This is a genomic window from Bacillus sp. KNSH39 (assembly GCF_052656585.1).
Genome location: NZ_JBQXYO010000001.1, coordinates 5,404,564 through 5,420,941 on the forward strand (window position 1 = coordinate 5,404,564; position 16,378 = coordinate 5,420,941).

The following is a 16,378-nucleotide window of genomic DNA, read 5'->3' on the forward strand; positions in this document are numbered from 1 at the left end:
CCCATTAATAGGGAGGTTTTTTTGACGAATTGTGGCAAAAAGAAATAGCTAAAGGTGTGTTATACTAGAGAGCGAGGTGTTTGGTGATGAAAAAGAAAATGATGTTACAGTGGTTTGAGCAGGGAAGCATTGCAATTCCAAAATTACTTATGATGCATTATAAAAAATTAGGTTTAAATGAGACGGAATTTATGGTCGTACTTCATGTACACACATTTTTAGAATCAGGTAATTCGTTTCCGACTCCATCAGAGATTTCTGAACGGATGACGATAACGGAAATGAAATGTATGGAAGTAATTCAAGCATTGATTCAAAAAGGGTTTTTATCGCTAGAAGGTGGACAAAGATCAGAAGCGATGATGTGCGAAAGTTATTCTTTACAACCGTTATGGGAAAAAATATTACATTTCTTAATGGATGAATCAATAGAGGAAGAGCAAAAAGAAAAAAAACAGCTGCAAGTAAATTTATATACAGTATTTGAAAAAGAATTTGGAAGACCACTTTCGCCGTTCGAATGTGAAACGTTAGGAATGTGGGAGGACCAAGATCAACATCATCCAAATTTAATTCAAGCGGCTCTTAGAGAAGCTGTAATGAGTGGAAAACTAAATTTCCGATATATTGATCGTATTTTATTTGAGTGGAAAAAGAATGGAATTAAAACGGTAGATCAGGCTCAAAATCAAGGTCAAAAATTTAGAGCGAATCAACAAAGAGCACAACAAATGACAAAACAAGAGACGAAATTTACTGGAAAAGTGCCTTTTTATAATTGGTTGGAGCAGTAATATAGGAGGAAGTATATGTTAAATAAAACGCAAATTCGCTATTGTTTAGACACAATGGCGGATATGTATCCAGAAGCACATTGTGAATTAATTCATGAGAATCCTTTTGAATTAGTAATCGCGGTGGCACTATCTGCACAATGTACAGATGCACTTGTAAATAAAGTGACGAAAAATTTATTTCAAAAATATAAAACACCAGAAGATTATTTAAGTGTATCTTTGGAAGAGTTACAACAAGATATACGTTCTATTGGGTTGTATAGAAATAAAGCAAAAAACATTCAAAAATTGTGTCAGATGTTGCTGGATGATTACAATGGAAAAGTTCCAGAAGACCGTGACGAGTTGACGAAATTACCAGGAGTAGGGAGAAAAACAGCAAATGTAGTTGTTTCGGTAGCGTATGGCATCCCGGCAATTGCTGTTGATACGCATGTAGAAAGAGTGAGTAAACGGTTAGCGATTTGTAGATGGAAAGATTCGGTGTTAGAAGTAGAAAAAACATTAATGAAGAAAGTACCGATGGATGAGTGGGGAGTTACACATCATCGTATGATTTTCTTTGGACGTTATCACTGTAAAGCACAACGACCGCAATGTGAGGAGTGCAGACTGTTAGAAGTATGTCGTGAAGGAAAGAAGCGAATGAAGGTGAAATAAAGGATGGAGCGAGTTATAGAAATACCGAAAGAATTTCACTGTTTACCATTTTTTAAAGAAAGTGTAAATTTAATTAAGTATCATACAGACAATTCTTTTGAAGAGATAATACAAAATACTTACTTTATATTTGATATTGAAAGACAGTATGAGCCGTGGAAGGAAATTGAAAACAGCATTCCAGCGATGTTGAATGTATGGAAAAATAAGCATGAAGACATTGCTATACTGTTTCGAAATAGAAATAAGCAAGAGGCTGAGGGACCAATGATTCTTTTTGCAGCTCACTTGTTATCGGTTGTCTATTGGCTAAATGAACAACCTGTTCATAGTTTGAATGAAATGCAAATAAATACGAATAAATTAAAAGTGCAACCTGTTAATTTTATGGAAAGATATTCATTCATTATAAAGAAACCGAGTAATTATCATTCTTATATTCAATTAGCGCAGTTGTATATCGAAATAGAAAAGCTGTATGTAAAGAAAATGATAACAAAAAAGAAGTCCGCTTCTCGTTAAGAGAAACGGACTTCTTTTTTTGTATATTAGGACTCTGTTGTAACAACAGCACCGTCTGCGTGAGGTGTATCTCCTCCGGTATTTTGGTGTTGCTGTTCTTGTTGTTTCTTAGCCTCTTCTTCAGCTTTTTTCTTGGCCTCTTCTTCAGCTTTCTTCTTAGCTTCTTCTTCAGCTTTTTTCTTAGCTTCTTCTTCAGCTTTCCTTCTAGCTTCCTCATCAGCTTTCTTTTGAGCTTCTTCTTGCTGTTTACGTTGTTGTTCTTGCTGTTGTTCTTGTTGTTTCTTAGCCTCTTCTTCAGCCTTTTTCTTAGCTTCGTCTTGTTTTACTTTATCTTCATTAGCCTTTTTCTGGGCTTCCTCATCAGCTTTTTTCTTAGCTTCTTCATCGGCCTTTTTCTTAGCCTCTTCTTCAGCTTTTTTTGCATCTGGAGTTCCGCCAGGCGCAGTGAAGGATGCACCAACTGCTGGGCTTGTGCCAGTACCTTTTTTCGCTACTACAGAGAAGCTGTAAGTAACACCTGGTTTAATACCACCAAGAGTAGCTGTCGTACCACTTATTGATAGGCTACCACTTGAACCGTCAGTTGCTTTATAGCTGGCTGCATATGCATCAACTTCTGCTGGTCCAGACCAGTTTAGTGTAACTGTGCTAGCGCCATCAAAAGTGACATTCAGACCACTAGGGGCATCTACTTTAATTTGTTTAATTGCATCTTTTTTCGCACCTTTTACGTATAACTCTCCGTTTATTTCTTGTACAGAAGAAGGACGTTCAAAGCGTGATTTATCTGTAGCGAATTTGCTCATCATTACTTGGAACATTTGCTGTGCAATTTTAGTATAACGATCACTAATGTAGTTTTCTGGACCATTCTTTACGTAACCAGTCCATACAGCCATCGTATATTGTGGTGTATATCCAGCGAACCAGCTATCCCTGTTTGCATCAGCTGGAATGCCGTATTTCTTTAAATCTTTTGCATCAAAGTTTTGCGTTCCAGTTTTACCCGCTACGTCAACACCTGAAACATATGCTGTTGGTCCTGTACCACCAGAACCAGGTTTTACTACGTCACGAAGAACGTCAGTTACCATGTAAGCTGTATAGTCTTGCATAGCGCGTTGTTCTTTCGGTTTAAAGCTTTTCTTTTTCCCGTCCGGGAAGGTTACTTCTTTTACGAAGTGTGGTTTATTATAGTTACCACTATTACCGAAGGTTGCATATGCACCTGCTACTGCTAATGGAGAACTATCGTTACTACCAATTGCAGTAGATTCATGTACTCCATTTTCAAATGTCATGCCTAAACCTTCAGCAAACTCTTTTGATTTATTAAGTCCAACTGTTTGAGCTGTCTTTAAAGCCGGGATATTTAATGACTTCTTCAATGCTTCACGAAGTGAAACGTCACCTTTAAAACTCCCTGTAGCATTTTTAATCTTTGTGCCATCCGAATAAGTATATTCAGAGTCATTTAATTGATGGTAAGTAGACCATTGAAGATTCTCAATCGCTGGACCGTAGTCGAAAATTGGTTTCATTGTTGAACCAACTTGGCGTTTTAAATCAGTTGCCATATTATGACCTTTGAAAGTGGACTTATTTTCTTTACGTCCAGCACCAATTGCTCGAACTTCTCCAGATTGTGTATCCATAAATACGAATGATCCTTGGAATTGATCGTTTGGATACTTAATAAGATTACCATCCATAATTTTTTCAGCGTAATCTTGAGCATCTTGATCAAGTGTTGTATGAATCGTTAAACCATCTGAACCGATATTTACATCAGGATATTCTTTTTCAACTTCTTTTACAACCGCATCTAAAAATGCTTGATACTTCATCTCAGTTACTTCTGAAGACGGTTGAAGGCCCTCAGTTACTGGGATCTTAACGGCGTTATTCATTTCTTCTTTTGTTATATAACCATGTCGATTCATTAATGATAATACGACATTACGACGATTTGTTGCTCGTTCAACATTTTCCTTTTTTGTTGGATCATAAATGTTTGGACCTTGGGGTAAACCAGCGAGCATAGCAGCTTCATGTAATTGCAAGTCTTTTAAATCTTTACCATAATATTTTTGCGCTGCTGTCGCAATACCGTATGAACGGTTACCTAAATTAATCTTATTTAAGTACATTTCTAAAATCTCATGTTTAGAGTATTGTTGCTCTAATTTGTAAGATAAGTACCATTCTTGTACTTTTCTTTTAGCAGTTTTGTCCATCGTTAGAAAGTAGTTTTTAACGACTTGCTGTGTAATCGTACTACCACCTTGGGAACCGAAACCACCAGTGACATTTTCCATAACTGCTTTTGTAGTTCGTTTAAAATCAATTCCATTATGATCATAGAAACGCGAATCCTCAGTTGCAAGGAATGCATTTTCAACTACTTTTGGAATTTGATCATAAGTAACGTGTGTTCGTTTTTCAGCACCGTATTCATAGAAGAAATTCCCGTTTTTATCAAGAAACTTTGTTGATAAAGGATTAACAAGTTTGGCTTTGTCTAATTTTGGAGCATCCTTTACCATAACAAAGAAAGCGGAAACGCCGGCTACAAGACCAACGATACCAAGAAGTAGACAACCTATAAGAAATTTCTTGAAAAAGGAGCCTTTTTTCTTTGGTTTTTCTTCTTTATGTGTTTTTTTCTCTTGATTTTTCACATGATTTCGTTCTGTACGAGAACGATAATTATCTGACATTATACTTTCTCCTACCTTTCATTCTCTCCCCCAAAAGTCGAAAAAAGAGCCTTAGTGATGACTCTATCACGAAAAATAAACCATGTCTAGTACACGGATATAGTCAATCCGAGGGTGATAACCGCATGATAATAAGGATCCATGCTCTTCTATTTCTTCTTTCGTAATCGACTTGCGTCCACCAGTATTTTGACGATTCCAAAATGCAATAATATGTTTTGCATCTAGTAAATAAAATTCATCAAAAAGTGTAAATTTAATAATAACAAATGCAATTCCATTATGAGCAACCACTTGCTTCATATGTTCAATTTGATGAAGGTGGAAGTTTTGAAGTGGGAAACTAGTTTTATTTTTTGTTTCCTTTGCTTCAAAATCGATGTATTTCCCTTTGTATACACCGTTGTAATCTGTTGTAGAAGGTTGTTTAAAATACGCTTCTTTTACCACTGCAGCACTTCGAGCGGGGTAATCTACTTTTACAATTTGAAGAGGTGTAGGCTTTTTATGTACACATGCAATATTATGGGTTAAGTAATATTGATTTGTTTCATTCAATTCCTCTTCAAGGGACATACCTCTATTACTATAAGTATGTGTTTTTATAGGTGTTTTTTGAGGTTGTGAAGCTTGATTATACCTTTTTCCATTTGGGTAACGAATGGTCATAGTGTGTCCACCCCCAACTTGCTAAGAATTACTTACAAAGGTGATTATATCAAAAAATGAAAAAAGATGTGACCTTTTTGATGAAAGGTATGATGACTTATTTATGTTTACATGGAATGATTATATGAAAATGAAACAAAATCGAGAAAAAAATTTTTGTACAGAGGAAGAAAAAGCAATCATTCACAATATTAAAAAGAAAACAGAAATAGCTAATGTGGACAATATTTCTCGGACACAATCTTATCAAGAATATTATTTAAGAAATAGTGAAATCAGGTGGGCCTTTTTAGCGAGTATGGTTTCGAGAAATGCGGGCTGGAATATGACTGATTTAGAAGGGAGATATTATGCTACTGTTTTACCTAGAACGGTAAAAAAACATTTATTTATTCTGTACGAACAGGCTAATTGGATTATTTTTTTAGATGCATTTCCTCAGCTATTATTGTATGAGGAAAGTAAGAAGAGACGTGCACCTCTCTTTCATTTGTTGCAATATTTCAACGTATCAATTTTTATGGAAAAAGAATGGTTACTTTTCTGGAAAAGAAGAGATATGAATAGGCTTATGACAGCGCTTATTATAAATGAACAAAATAAAATTCAAAAACCAGTCATTGAGAACACATATTTTAAAAAACATGTATTCCATACTGCGCTTTTTAAAGTACAAGAAAGACTTCATATTAGTGCAGTTATCTTCCCAACAATTGAAGGGAGAATGTATGGATTTTCGGTTTATCAATTTGAAACGTTACAACAGCGCATAGAACTAGGAAAAAAATTAGCATGGTTATTGTTTCATCCAATTTATAATGGTTCGTTTTATAAGTTTGCATTGCAAACTACACATACTGGGTCTAGAGAAGATTATGAAGTTTACGCAAAGGAAACTCGAAAGTCTTATACGCCAACACTTAGAGAAATTTATCCTGTTATTTTACATGAAGAAATAAAAATGAGAGATTGGTTTTGTGCAAATATGAAAATGAATGTGCTATTTGTACCTGAAGAACCTAAAGGGGAAGTTAATATAACAGAATGGTATAGAAGAAAGAGAGAACAAATCTATAGGCTATCTATCGCAAATCGTTTTGCTAAAAGGATGGATGAGTTCATGATATAATAAAAAAGAAGTCCCGTCTTCCATTTTGAAGACGGGACTTCTTAATTTGAAACAATCCTGCTATGTGTGCTACAACTTTAATCTCAAAACGTAATGCTAGTAGGAGATTAAGGGTGACTTGAAATTTAACTGTTCGTAATAAAGTCTCGCTTTATGTAGCAGGGAAGTTTGGACCATCTAGCTTTGGATTGCCAGTCTCGGGTTTATTTTGTTGTTTGTTTTGGTTTTTCTTTTTTTCATTTTTGTTCTTTGCCATTGTAATACACCTCCTTTTTGTATTGTTACCATTTCTATAAATGACATACGAAATGATTTCTTTGACGAATAACAACTAGTTTTGTCATGTGGGCAGGAGTGGTGAATCATTCGGCGAAATTACATGACAAAGGAAAAGCAAAGAAGGAGGCGTTTTGTATATGGCGATGGTTCAGAAGGAAGATGTAATGAAAAAAATGGATCAAATGTTAAGTTCTCTCGATTTGCTGGAAATGAATATAGGGATTAGAATGAATCATGCATTAAAGGATGCGAGTGAAAAAATATGCAATAAGATAGAAATAACAGAAATGCATATTGAACATATGGAAAATAAATTAGTGCATCACGAAGAGAAAGGGAATTGGGTAAAGACATTTCAAAACGTCGTAGTGAGTGCATAATAAGGTGGGAAAGAAATGAAGAATGAAGCATTAATACAGTCTTCAGAAAAACTCATGCAGTATAATAATGAAGCGAATGTAAAAAAGAGAGAACTAACCGAATACGACTTTTATAAGGATATGAAACCGTTTGTAGATATGGTAGATGAGGAATTAAAGAAGTGGAAAGAATTAGCTTATAAGTGGATTAAAGAAGAAAAGCCAAAATATATACATGTACAGCAAATTGATCAAGTATATGATAATTTACAAACGAATGTGTTGCAATGCTTTGTAAATAAAGGTAAAGGTAAACGATTCTTTGAAACACACCAAGCCATTTCGTATACTTTGCAAAATATAGTTGAGCAATGTAAATAACAAGAGGGAGAGCCCTCTTGTTATTTTTATGCTTCTGTCATTGTTGTAGGTTTTGTTGCGCCGTTTATTTCTAATTCTTTTATTAATGTTCGATAATCTGATATGCATATTTTTCCTTCGAGATACCAATGTCTCGCAAAGTCTAATAATTCATTTGCATTCTCTGTGCAATACCCCTTTTTTTGAGAAAACGCTTGTTTTAAATCCCCTAATACCATGTTGATTCCTCCCCCATGAGAATCTTCTTCTTCATTATCATAGCATGGAAGGGTTTTCTTTTTTAATTTTTTAAAAATTTAAACTTCCGACAAAAATAGACAGATACTCCATCACACATATTATTTTATAGGTACATATTATATATGTAGAAACTTATGTGAAGGAGGAGAGAATGCATGTTTCAACAACCTAACTTATATCAGCAAACGAATCCATATGCACAGCAAAATATGTACCAATATAATACGGATACATATTTACGGTATAATATGTATCCTTTCGAGCCTTATTATGGAAATCAAAATTATTATCAACCGTTTGAAGTGTCCTTTATGAATCAAGCTCAACAACCACAACAGCAGCAACCTTATGTGAATCAAGCTCAACAACCACAACAGCAGCAACCTTATGTGAATCAAGCTCAACAATCACAAGCTCAGCAACCATACATGAATCAACCACAGCAGCAGCCTTATATGAATTCGCAATATTATATGCCACCACCATCTCCGTATGCTAATCAACAAGCGATGTTTTATCCACCAAAACAACCGTACCCGACGCAGGGTAAGCAAAAGCAACAACAGCCAAGTCAGTTTTCTAGTTTTGTTTCTCAATTTAAAACATCAGATGGTAACTATGATGTAAATAAAATGATGAATACAGCTGGACAAATGATGAATGCGATGAATCAAGTGACAGGTATTGTAAAGCAAGTTGGAGGCTTTTTTGGTAAGTGATGTTGAAGGATTGTCTATAAAAACAATGTAAATGAAATAAAGGACTAGACAAATTTCCTTGTAATAAATGGGTATATATAACAAACGGCTTTCTCTCTTTTCTCATACTGTAAAGTGTAATCAGATTTTTTTAACGAGAGAGGAGAGAAAAAACTATGCATCATTGTCATCCTTGCTTTGGAGGGCATAAGCCTACAGGACCTATTTGTACGACTGCTCCTGTCATTCATCCGACGAAACAATGCGTAACACACTCTTTTTCAACAACGGTGGTGCCACACATTTTCCCAACACATACAACACATGTACATCATCAACAAATTAAAAACCAAAACTTCTTCCCGCAAACAAATTCAAATGTAAATGTTGTGGACCCAATCGACCCAGGATTCGGTGGCGGATGTGGACCGTGTGGCCATGGTCATCATCATCATCACCACGGTCATCAAATATCTCCATTTGGGCCAGGACCGAATGTATCACCGTTTGGACCAGGACCAAATGTATCACCGTTTTTACCAAACAATGTATCACCAGTAGGTCCAAATATCGGACCAAACGTTGGTGGAATATTTAAAAAGTAAATGATATGTTAGAACTAGCGAAATGCTAGTTCTTTTTTTGTAATTGGAGTGTTGATATGAAAGTTATTGCAGTAACAGGATATAAGCCATTTGAACTTGGAATATTTAAAAATGATCATCCAGGAGTGGAGTGTATAAAGAAAGCATTACACCGTAAATTAATCACTTTTGTAGAAGATGGTTTAGAATGGGTTATAATAAGCGGCCAATTAGGTGTAGAATTATGGGCTGCTGAAGTTGTTTTTGAAATGCAAGTAGAATATCCTGATTTAAAATTAGCGGTATTCACTCCGTTTTTAGAACAAGAAGAAAATTGGAAAGAAGATAATCGTGAATATTACGAATTTATTCTTTCTCAAGCAGACCATGTTGATAGTATCACGAAACGGAAGTATGAAAGCCCAGAGCAATTTAAATTAAAAAATCAATTTTTTATTGAAAAAAGTGATGCGCTTTTAGCGGTATACGATGAAGAAAAAACAGGAAGTCCCAAATATATTGTAGAATCAGCAAAGAAAAAAGGAGAAATAGAAAATTATCACAGTTATTTCATTCTTTTTTCTGATTTACAAGATATAATAGAAGAGGAACAGTGGAATAATGCAGAGTAATATGTAATATAGTACTCGTATATATGATTGACAAAAAGCATTGTTTCTGAAAAAATTTAGTTAATGAAAGTTTTGGTAAAAATTTGAGGTGAAGAAAATGATTTCGGATAAAATTAAATTAACAGCGAAAGATATTTTAGAAAAAGAATTTAAAACAGGTATGAGAGGTTATCAGCAAGAAGAAGTAGACAAGTTTCTTGATATGATCATTAAAGACTATGAAGCTTTCCACAAAGAGTTTGAGCAATTAAAGCAACAAAATGCTCGTTTAAAGCGTGAATTAGAGGAACAAAAACTAGCAGTAACGCAAGTTCCACAACAACCTGTACAAACACCAGTTGCACAACCGGTTTATAACAACACGAATACGGATATTTTAAAACGCTTATCTAACTTAGAAAAAGCTGTATTTGGAAGTAAGTTATACGAATGATGTAAGGTGGGAAAAGGTTTAAGCATTTTACATAGAAAAAAACGTTGCAAAATCTTTTTGTTTCCACTATACTAATGGATGTCATAACGTTTGGGTAATCGCTGCAACGCCAACGTTGTAGAGGAAAGTCCATGCTCGCACGGCCTGAGATGGCTGTAGTGTTCGTGCCTAGCCAATTCATAAGCTAGGGTATTCTGGCTGTAAGGCTGGTTTAACGGCAGGGAAAAAACCTAAGTCCTTTCGGATATGGTTTGACTACCTTTAAAGTGCCACAGTGACGAAGTCCTTGAAGAAATGATAGGAGTGGAACGAGGTAAACCCCACGAGCGAGAAACCCAAATAATGGTAGGGGAATCTTTTCCAAGGAAATGAACGACGGGAAAGGACAGGTTTTATAACCTGTAGATAGATGATTGCCACCGGAGTACGAGGCGTGGGCCGTTTGTAGTACAAAGGAACAGAACATGGCTTACAGAACGTTATGAACCAACTATGAAATAACTCAGCTCTCCTTTGTTAGAGGAGGGCTTTTTATTTGTATGAAGTTATAAAGTATGAGTTAAAATGGTTAATGAGAAAATTTTTCGTAAAATGTAATAATTAATAGGACCAATTGCTATTAATTATTGTTTGAATATACATAAGAGGTGAATGCAAATGGGAAAAGTTACTTTAATTGCAACAGCGGCAATGGGTATTGAAGCGTTAGTTGCCCGAGAAGTTCGCGATCTTGGTTATGAATGTCAAGTAGAAAACAGCAAAGTAACATTTGAAGCAGATGAAAAGGCGATTTGTCGTACGAACTTATGGTTACGTACTGCGGACCGTGTAAAAATTAAAGTTGGCGAATTTAAAGCAACGACATTTGATGAGCTATTTGAAAAAACAAAAGCATTAAACTGGGGAGATTATATTCCAGAGAATGGTGAATTCCCTGTTATCGGTAAATCTTTAAAATCTGAATTATTCAGTGTTTCGGATTGCCAACGTATCGTTAAAAAAGCTGTCGTTGAAAAATTAAAAACAACATATAAACGTACAACTTGGTTTGAAGAAGATGGTCCGTTATTCCGTATCGAGATTGCAATGCTCAAGGATATTGCAACATTAACAATTGATGCGAGCGGTGTTGGGCTTCATAAACGTGGATACCGTATGGATCAAGGGGAAGCTCCGTTAAAAGAAACATTAGCTGCGTCTTTAATTAAATTAACAAACTGGAAGCCAGATCGTCCATTTGTTGATCCATTCTGTGGATCAGGTACAATTCCGATTGAAGCAGCATTAATTGGACAAAACATTGCACCAGGATTTAACCGTGGTTTCGCATCTGACGAGTGGGGCTGGGTAGGGAAACAAAACTGGCGTGAAGCTCGTCAAGAAGCTGAAGATTTAGCGAACTATGATCAACGATTACAAATCATTGGATCAGATATTGATCATCGTATGATTCGAGTTGCTCAAGATAACGCAGAAGAAGTAGGCTTAGGCGATTTAATTACATTTAAACAAATGCAAGTAAAAGATTTCACAACAAAAGAGGATTATGGCTACGTTGTAACGAATCCTCCATACGGAGAACGTTTAAGTGAAAAAGCACTCGTTGAACAACTGTATAAAGAAATGGGACAAGTATTCCGCCCATTAGATACATGGTCAGCGTATGTATTAACAAGCTACGAAGCATTTGAGAAGTGTTACGGAAAAGATGCGTCGAAGAAGCGTAAGCTGTTTAACGGATTTATCCGTACAGATTACTACCAATACTTCGGAAAACGTCCACCTCGTAATTCATAGTATAAAACTCCTCTAGCGCGCATATACTGGCTATTATGTAATGCGTAAAGGAGGAAGTCATATGGATAATTTTCAATTATCAATGATTCAAAAAGCTATTCACCGTACGTATGATGAGCTCGGAAAAGAAGTGGATAGTCAAGGTGCGATTGTAGATGAAATACAAAAAGCACAAGAAGAATATTTGTCAGCTCTTTCACATGAAACAGCGATTGATAAACGGTATTTAAAGTCATTAATATAGAAGAAAATTTTCCTTTTTCGAAAGGAAAATTTTTTTTCGTGAATTTCTATGTATTGCAACAGGGGAAAGTGGCTGCACACATATGCGTAGCAGTTGCTATTATCTTTTTATAGAAAAACTTTTTGGTTGGAGGCTAAGGATGTTTACTGAGAAGAGATTACCATTTGAAGTAGGAAAACAAGATAATTTTTATGATAAGTTGAATGAGTGGATTGGAGATGTGTTTTACGACATCCTTCCGGAAAAAGGCTTTGAAGAGCGTGATGAACAAATTTTTATGGCGTTTCAGTTAGAACGCGCTTTCCAAGAAAAGAAAGTTATGTTCGCAGAAGCTGGTGTAGGAACAGGGAAAACAATTGTATATCTTCTATATGCAATTTGTTACGCGCGTTATACTGGGAAACCAGCTATTATTGCTTGTGCAGATGAAACGTTAATTGAGCAGCTTGTGAAAGAAGAAGGGGACATCGCTAAGTTATCTGAAGCATTAGGGCTATCTGTTGATGTAAGGCTTGCAAAATCAATGGATAATTATTTATGCTTACGTAAACTTGAAGATGTTATGAGTGGACGAGCTCCAGAAGTAATTGAAGACGTATATTACGAGTTACCACAGTTTGTATTCGATCATGGTACGATGCAAAACTTTACTCACTATGGTGACAGAAAAGAATTTCCACTTTTAAATGACGAAGAATGGTCAAAAGTAAATTGGGATTACTTCCAAGATTGCTTTACTTGTGATTCTCGTCATCGTTGTGGACAAACTCTTTCTCGTGAACATTATCGTAAAGCAGCAGATTTAATTATTTGTTCTCAAGATTTCTATATGGATCATATTTGGACGTACGATGCTCGTAAGCGTGAAGGGCAAATTCCATTATTACCAGAAAGTAGCTGCGTTGTATTCGATGAAGGACATCTTGTAGAATATGCAGCTCAAAAAGCTTTAACATACCGTTTAAAGCAAACGATGATGGAGCAACTATTAACGAGATTGCTACAAAACGATATTCGTGAGGAGTTTGCACATTTAGTAGAAGAAACAATTTGGCAAACTGAACGATTCTTTGATGTGTTACAAGAGAATAAAAAGGAAATTGCCGGTTCTGATCGTCTAGAAATTACTGTGACAGAAAAAGTAACAGCTGAAGCGAAACGACTTTATGCAAAAATCGGTGAAGTTGGAGATGCATTAGTATTCGAAAGTGAAATGCATACAGTAAACACGTATGATTTAAATATTGTTGATGAGCATTTAGATGTATTAGAACATTCACTTCGTCTGTTCATGCACGAGAAAAATGTAATTACTTGGGGTGAAGAAGGTGATGGTGCCTTCACGTTAGTTATTATGCCGCGTGCAGTTGAAGAAGTGTTACAAGAGAAAGTATTCTCGAAGAAAATACCGTATATTTTCTCTTCTGCGACATTATCGAACAACGATTCATTCGCTTTCACAGCTAATAGCCTAGGGGTAAAAGATTACTTGTCATTCTCAGTTGCTTCACCGTTTGATTACGAAGAGCAAATGACAGTAAACTTACTATCACATACGAAAGAAAATGAATGGGAAAGAAAGTGTCAATATACACTTGAAAATATACAAAAAACAAATGGACGTACGCTTGTATTATTCCGTACAACGCAAGAGCTTGCAGCGTTCAAAGAGTATGTAAGTAAAGAGCAAATGTCGGTTCCGTTCTTATATGAAGGAGATCAGGAAATTAGCCAGCTCGTTTCTCGTTTCCAAAATGAAGAAGAGACTGTACTTTGTGCGGTTCATTTATGGGAAGGTTTAGATATTCCTGGTTCATCATTATCGCACGTTATTATTTGGTCTTTACCATTCCCTCCAAACGATCCTGTGTTTGAAGCGAAACGTAAGCACGTAAATGATCCATTCTGGGATGTAGATGTACCATATATGATTTTACGACTTCGTCAAGGAATTGGGCGTTTAATTCGTACAAGTGAAGATAAAGGTGCTATATCAATTTTCTTGTCTGATTCAGAAGATGAGAAAGTAGTTGCAGCTGTGAAAAATGTACTGCCAGTAGAAGGTAAAGAATTATAAGGAGAAAGCTTGGCGCTTGCCAAGCTTTTTTTCTATTATAAAAGGAATTTATGTTTCTGTGTCGAATTAAATTTGAGGTAGAAAAAGGAGGCTTTTATACGATGACAGTTGCTACATATGAAGTAGAAAAACAATTTTTAACATACGTGAAGAAGATACAAAATTACGGAGAAGCATTAAGTTTAATGTTTTGGGATTTAAGAACAGGTGCACCCAAAAAAGGTGTAGATCAGCGTTCAGAAGTAATTGGTATGCTTTCGTCAGAAGTGTTTGCTATGTCGACTTCAGATGAGATGGGAAACTATTTAACAGAGCTTGAAGCTTTAATACGTGAAGATAAACTTTCTGAAACAACGAAGAAAATGGTTGAAGAGTGTCGGAAAGAATATGATAGAAATAAAAAAATTCCACAAGCTGAATATGAGGCTTATGTGAAATTAGAAGCGAAAGCAGAGAATGTGTGGGAAGAAGCTCGTGAAAAATCTGATTTCGAAATGTTCCGCCCATACTTAGAAAAAATTGTTGAATTTAAAAAGAAATTTATTACATATTGGGGTTATGAAACATATAAATATAATACATTATTAGACATGTATGAGCCAGGTATTACAGTAGAAGTTTTAGATCACGTATTTGGTCAACTTCGTGAGCGTATCGTGCCGCTTGTAAAAGAAATCTCTGAGTCTAAAAAAGGATTAAAAACAAGTGCTTTATCGGAACAATTTTCAAAAGAAAAACAAAAGAACTTTACATTAGAACTATTAAAGCAATTGGATTATGACTTTGAAGCAGGTCGTCTTGATGAAACAGTGCATCCTTTCGAAATTACATTAAATAGAGGGGATGTTCGTATTACGACACGCTATGATGAAAAAGATTTTCGTATGGCTGTTTTTGGAACGATTCATGAATGTGGTCATGCAGTATATGAACAAAATATTGCAGAACAATTTGAAGGTACACCACTTTGCAGTGGTACATCTATGGGTATTCACGAATCACAATCATTATTCTTTGAGAACTTTATCGGCCGTAATAAATCATTCTGGAAGAAAAATTATGATTTATTAAAAGAGTATAGCAATGGTCAATTTGATGATATGTCAGTCGATGAATTTTATGATGCAATTAACGAATCGAAGCCGTCATTCATTCGTATAGAAGCAGATGAGCTTACATACCCGCTTCATGTTATGGTGCGTTATGAATTAGAGAAAGAATTATTTGATGGTACATTACAAGTGAAGGACTTACCAGCAGCTTGGAATGATAAGATGGAAGCATATTTAGGAATTCGTCCGGAAAATGATGCACAAGGTGTATTGCAAGATGTTCACTGGGCTGGTGGCTCATTTGGATACTTCCCATCTTATGCGCTTGGTTACATGTATGCAGCGCAATTTAAGCAAAGAATGTTAAAAGACATTCCGAACTTTGATGCATTATTAGAAGAAGGAAACGTAACACCGATTCGTGAATGGTTAACAGAACATATTCACCAATATGGTAAAACGAAAAAGCCGCTTGAAATTTTAGAAGATGTAACAGGTGAAGGCTTAAATGCAAACTACTTAGCCGATTATTTAGAAGCGAAATATAAAGAGATTTATGAGTTGTAAAAAAAGAGCTGCTTAATTGCAGCTCTTTTTTAAAGGGGGATGGGAGAATGGACTATACATATACAGTAATGACGCAAGAAGAAGCAGAAGAAATTGCATACAACTGGCATTATGAAGGGAAATATTCCTTTTACGATATAGAGGCAGATGAAGAAGATTTAGCTGAATTTTTACATGATGAAAGTAGAGGAAATCATACATTTTCTGTGAAGGAAAATGGCACTCTCATTGGTTATTTTACTGTTTGTAAAATAAATGACGGAACGGTTGATATTGGTCTTGGAATGAGACCTAATATAACTGGGAACGGATTTGGTTTACAGTTCTTAAACGCTATACTAGCTTTTAGTAAAGAAAAATATGGATGCAAGTATATAACACTATCAGTAGCTATATTTAATGAGAGAGCGATTAAAGTGTATAAAAGGGCAGGATTTGAAGTAGTTGGAACGTTTATACAGAAAACAAATGGTAGTTGTTTTGAGTTTTTGAAAATGAATTATATATGTAAAAATGATTAAAAAACAGAAGAATCTTG

19 protein-coding genes and 1 other RNA gene are annotated in these 16,378 nt (G+C 35.4%); 16 read left to right on the forward strand and 4 right to left on the reverse strand.

The window, feature by feature from the left end; translation table 11 throughout:
- The first annotated feature begins 86 nt into the window (after positions 1 to 86).
- Genes dnaD through ACUL40_RS27830 form a run of 3 tightly spaced genes read left to right on the forward strand, consistent with a single transcriptional unit; the run spans position 87 to position 1,979 of the window.
- Positions 87 to 794 carry a DNA replication protein DnaD gene (gene dnaD, locus ACUL40_RS27820; RefSeq protein WP_000728542.1) on the forward strand — a complete coding sequence of 236 codons (708 nt, stop codon included), beginning with the start codon at positions 87 to 89 and terminating at the stop codon, positions 792 to 794.
- A gap of 15 nt (positions 795 to 809) precedes the next feature.
- Positions 810 to 1,457, forward strand: coding sequence for an endonuclease III (nth, locus tag ACUL40_RS27825; RefSeq protein WP_000933030.1), 648 nt, complete (start codon positions 810 to 812; stop codon positions 1,455 to 1,457).
- A gap of 3 nt (positions 1,458 to 1,460) precedes the next feature.
- Entirely contained in the window at positions 1,461 to 1,979 is a 519-nt protein-coding gene (locus tag ACUL40_RS27830) for a YpoC family protein (RefSeq protein WP_000442650.1), read from the forward strand.
- 26 nt (positions 1,980 to 2,005) lie between these two features.
- Here the strand turns inward: ACUL40_RS27830 and ACUL40_RS27835 are convergent, their stop codons facing one another.
- Complete coding sequence (locus ACUL40_RS27835) at positions 2,006 to 4,699, reverse strand: PBP1A family penicillin-binding protein (protein WP_001283092.1); 2,694 nt, start codon at positions 4,697 to 4,699, stop codon at positions 2,006 to 2,008.
- A gap of 66 nt (positions 4,700 to 4,765) precedes the next feature.
- The gene (gene recU / locus ACUL40_RS27840) at positions 4,766 to 5,368 is read right to left on the reverse strand and encodes a Holliday junction resolvase RecU (protein ID WP_000155598.1); all 603 of its coding nucleotides are present in this window, start codon (positions 5,366 to 5,368) and stop codon (positions 4,766 to 4,768) included.
- A 103-nt stretch (positions 5,369 to 5,471) separates the two neighbouring features.
- Here recU and ACUL40_RS27845 point away from each other — a divergent pair, with 103 nt between their 5' ends.
- The gene (locus ACUL40_RS27845) at positions 5,472 to 6,497 is read left to right on the forward strand and encodes a DUF2515 domain-containing protein (protein WP_065212119.1); all 1,026 of its coding nucleotides are present in this window, start codon (positions 5,472 to 5,474) and stop codon (positions 6,495 to 6,497) included.
- A gap of 151 nt (positions 6,498 to 6,648) precedes the next feature.
- On the opposite strand, the gene ACUL40_RS27850 is transcribed toward ACUL40_RS27845, so the two are convergent.
- Entirely contained in the window at positions 6,649 to 6,828 is a 180-nt protein-coding gene (locus ACUL40_RS27850) for a hypothetical protein (RefSeq protein WP_001987054.1), read from the reverse strand.
- An 85-nt stretch (positions 6,829 to 6,913) separates the two neighbouring features.
- Between ACUL40_RS27850 and ACUL40_RS27855 the strand changes: the two genes are divergently transcribed.
- Positions 6,914 to 7,156, forward strand: a complete 243-nt coding sequence (locus ACUL40_RS27855; protein ID WP_001252036.1) for a hypothetical protein — start codon at positions 6,914 to 6,916, stop codon at positions 7,154 to 7,156.
- Positions 7,157 to 7,171: 15 nt separating this feature from the next.
- Positions 7,172 to 7,516: a YppE family protein gene (locus ACUL40_RS27860; protein WP_000786939.1), complete on the forward strand. Its 345-nt coding sequence runs from the start codon at positions 7,172 to 7,174 to the stop codon at positions 7,514 to 7,516.
- 26 nt (positions 7,517 to 7,542) lie between these two features.
- Here the strand turns inward: ACUL40_RS27860 and ACUL40_RS27865 are convergent, their stop codons facing one another.
- Entirely contained in the window at positions 7,543 to 7,734 is a 192-nt protein-coding gene (locus ACUL40_RS27865) for a YppF family protein (RefSeq protein WP_000242652.1), read from the reverse strand.
- 177 nt (positions 7,735 to 7,911) lie between these two features.
- On the opposite strand from ACUL40_RS27865, the gene ACUL40_RS27870 reads away from it, so the two are divergent.
- From ACUL40_RS27870 to ACUL40_RS27915, 10 genes are all read left to right on the forward strand, one after another.
- Entirely contained in the window at positions 7,912 to 8,475 is a 564-nt protein-coding gene (locus ACUL40_RS27870; RefSeq protein ID WP_016122190.1) for a YppG family protein, read from the forward strand.
- A 155-nt stretch (positions 8,476 to 8,630) separates the two neighbouring features.
- The gene (locus ACUL40_RS27875) at positions 8,631 to 9,059 is read left to right on the forward strand and encodes a CotD family spore coat protein (protein WP_000546270.1); all 429 of its coding nucleotides are present in this window, start codon (positions 8,631 to 8,633) and stop codon (positions 9,057 to 9,059) included.
- Between the two features lie 56 nt (positions 9,060 to 9,115).
- Complete coding sequence (locus tag ACUL40_RS27880; protein ID WP_000862909.1) at positions 9,116 to 9,670, forward strand: DUF1273 domain-containing protein; 555 nt, start codon at positions 9,116 to 9,118, stop codon at positions 9,668 to 9,670.
- A gap of 97 nt (positions 9,671 to 9,767) precedes the next feature.
- A complete protein-coding gene (gene gpsB, locus ACUL40_RS27885; RefSeq protein ID WP_000622431.1) occupies positions 9,768 to 10,103 on the forward strand; it encodes a cell division regulator GpsB in 336 nt (111 codons plus the stop codon).
- 86 nt (positions 10,104 to 10,189) lie between these two features.
- Positions 10,190 to 10,580, forward strand: an RNA gene (gene rnpB / locus ACUL40_RS27890) — RNase P RNA component class B.
- Between the two features lie 180 nt (positions 10,581 to 10,760).
- On the forward strand, positions 10,761 to 11,900 hold the full coding sequence (locus tag ACUL40_RS27895) for a THUMP domain-containing class I SAM-dependent RNA methyltransferase (protein WP_000521224.1): 1,140 nt from the start codon (positions 10,761 to 10,763) through the stop codon (positions 11,898 to 11,900).
- A gap of 61 nt (positions 11,901 to 11,961) precedes the next feature.
- Positions 11,962 to 12,144 (forward strand): DUF3921 domain-containing protein, encoded by a 183-nt coding sequence (locus tag ACUL40_RS27900; RefSeq protein ID WP_000368570.1) that lies wholly within the window; start codon positions 11,962 to 11,964, stop codon positions 12,142 to 12,144.
- 139 nt (positions 12,145 to 12,283) lie between these two features.
- Positions 12,284 to 14,221: an ATP-dependent DNA helicase gene (locus ACUL40_RS27905; protein WP_000493709.1), complete on the forward strand. Its 1,938-nt coding sequence runs from the start codon at positions 12,284 to 12,286 to the stop codon at positions 14,219 to 14,221.
- A gap of 101 nt (positions 14,222 to 14,322) precedes the next feature.
- Complete coding sequence (gene ypwA / locus ACUL40_RS27910) at positions 14,323 to 15,840, forward strand: carboxypeptidase (protein ID WP_445423042.1); 1,518 nt, start codon at positions 14,323 to 14,325, stop codon at positions 15,838 to 15,840.
- 47 nt (positions 15,841 to 15,887) lie between these two features.
- Complete coding sequence (locus ACUL40_RS27915; protein WP_000386779.1) at positions 15,888 to 16,361, forward strand: GNAT family N-acetyltransferase; 474 nt, start codon at positions 15,888 to 15,890, stop codon at positions 16,359 to 16,361.
- Positions 16,362 to 16,378 lie beyond the last annotated feature (17 nt).

Excerpts from the sequence above, each read along its gene's own strand:
- ACUL40_RS27845 (WP_065212119.1), top strand. The coding sequence starts at position 5,472 with ATGTTTACATGGAATGATTATATGAAAATGAAACAAAATCGAGAAAAA.
- ACUL40_RS27865 (WP_000242652.1), bottom strand. The coding sequence starts at position 7,734 with ATGGTATTAGGGGATTTAAAACAAGCGTTTTCTCAAAAAAAGGGGTAT.
- ACUL40_RS27875 (WP_000546270.1), top strand. The coding sequence starts at position 8,631 with ATGCATCATTGTCATCCTTGCTTTGGAGGGCATAAGCCTACAGGACCT.
- ACUL40_RS27900 (WP_000368570.1), top strand. The coding sequence starts at position 11,962 with ATGGATAATTTTCAATTATCAATGATTCAAAAAGCTATTCACCGTACG.
- ACUL40_RS27905 (WP_000493709.1), top strand. The coding sequence starts at position 12,284 with ATGTTTACTGAGAAGAGATTACCATTTGAAGTAGGAAAACAAGATAAT.
- nth (WP_000933030.1), top strand. The coding sequence starts at position 810 with ATGTTAAATAAAACGCAAATTCGCTATTGTTTAGACACAATGGCGGAT.
- gpsB (WP_000622431.1), top strand. The coding sequence starts at position 9,768 with ATGATTTCGGATAAAATTAAATTAACAGCGAAAGATATTTTAGAAAAA.
- ACUL40_RS27830 (WP_000442650.1), top strand. The coding sequence starts at position 1,461 with ATGGAGCGAGTTATAGAAATACCGAAAGAATTTCACTGTTTACCATTT.
- ACUL40_RS27855 (WP_001252036.1), top strand. The coding sequence starts at position 6,914 with ATGGCGATGGTTCAGAAGGAAGATGTAATGAAAAAAATGGATCAAATG.
- ACUL40_RS27880 (WP_000862909.1), top strand. The coding sequence starts at position 9,116 with ATGAAAGTTATTGCAGTAACAGGATATAAGCCATTTGAACTTGGAATA.
- ACUL40_RS27835 (WP_001283092.1), bottom strand. The coding sequence starts at position 4,699 with ATGTCAGATAATTATCGTTCTCGTACAGAACGAAATCATGTGAAAAAT.
- ACUL40_RS27860 (WP_000786939.1), top strand. The coding sequence starts at position 7,172 with ATGAAGAATGAAGCATTAATACAGTCTTCAGAAAAACTCATGCAGTAT.
- ACUL40_RS27895 (WP_000521224.1), top strand. The coding sequence starts at position 10,761 with ATGGGAAAAGTTACTTTAATTGCAACAGCGGCAATGGGTATTGAAGCG.
- ACUL40_RS27915 (WP_000386779.1), top strand. The coding sequence starts at position 15,888 with ATGGACTATACATATACAGTAATGACGCAAGAAGAAGCAGAAGAAATT.
- dnaD (WP_000728542.1), top strand. The coding sequence starts at position 87 with ATGAAAAAGAAAATGATGTTACAGTGGTTTGAGCAGGGAAGCATTGCA.
- ypwA (WP_445423042.1), top strand. The coding sequence starts at position 14,323 with ATGACAGTTGCTACATATGAAGTAGAAAAACAATTTTTAACATACGTG.
- recU (WP_000155598.1), bottom strand. The coding sequence starts at position 5,368 with ATGACCATTCGTTACCCAAATGGAAAAAGGTATAATCAAGCTTCACAA.
- ACUL40_RS27870 (WP_016122190.1), top strand. The coding sequence starts at position 7,912 with ATGTTTCAACAACCTAACTTATATCAGCAAACGAATCCATATGCACAG.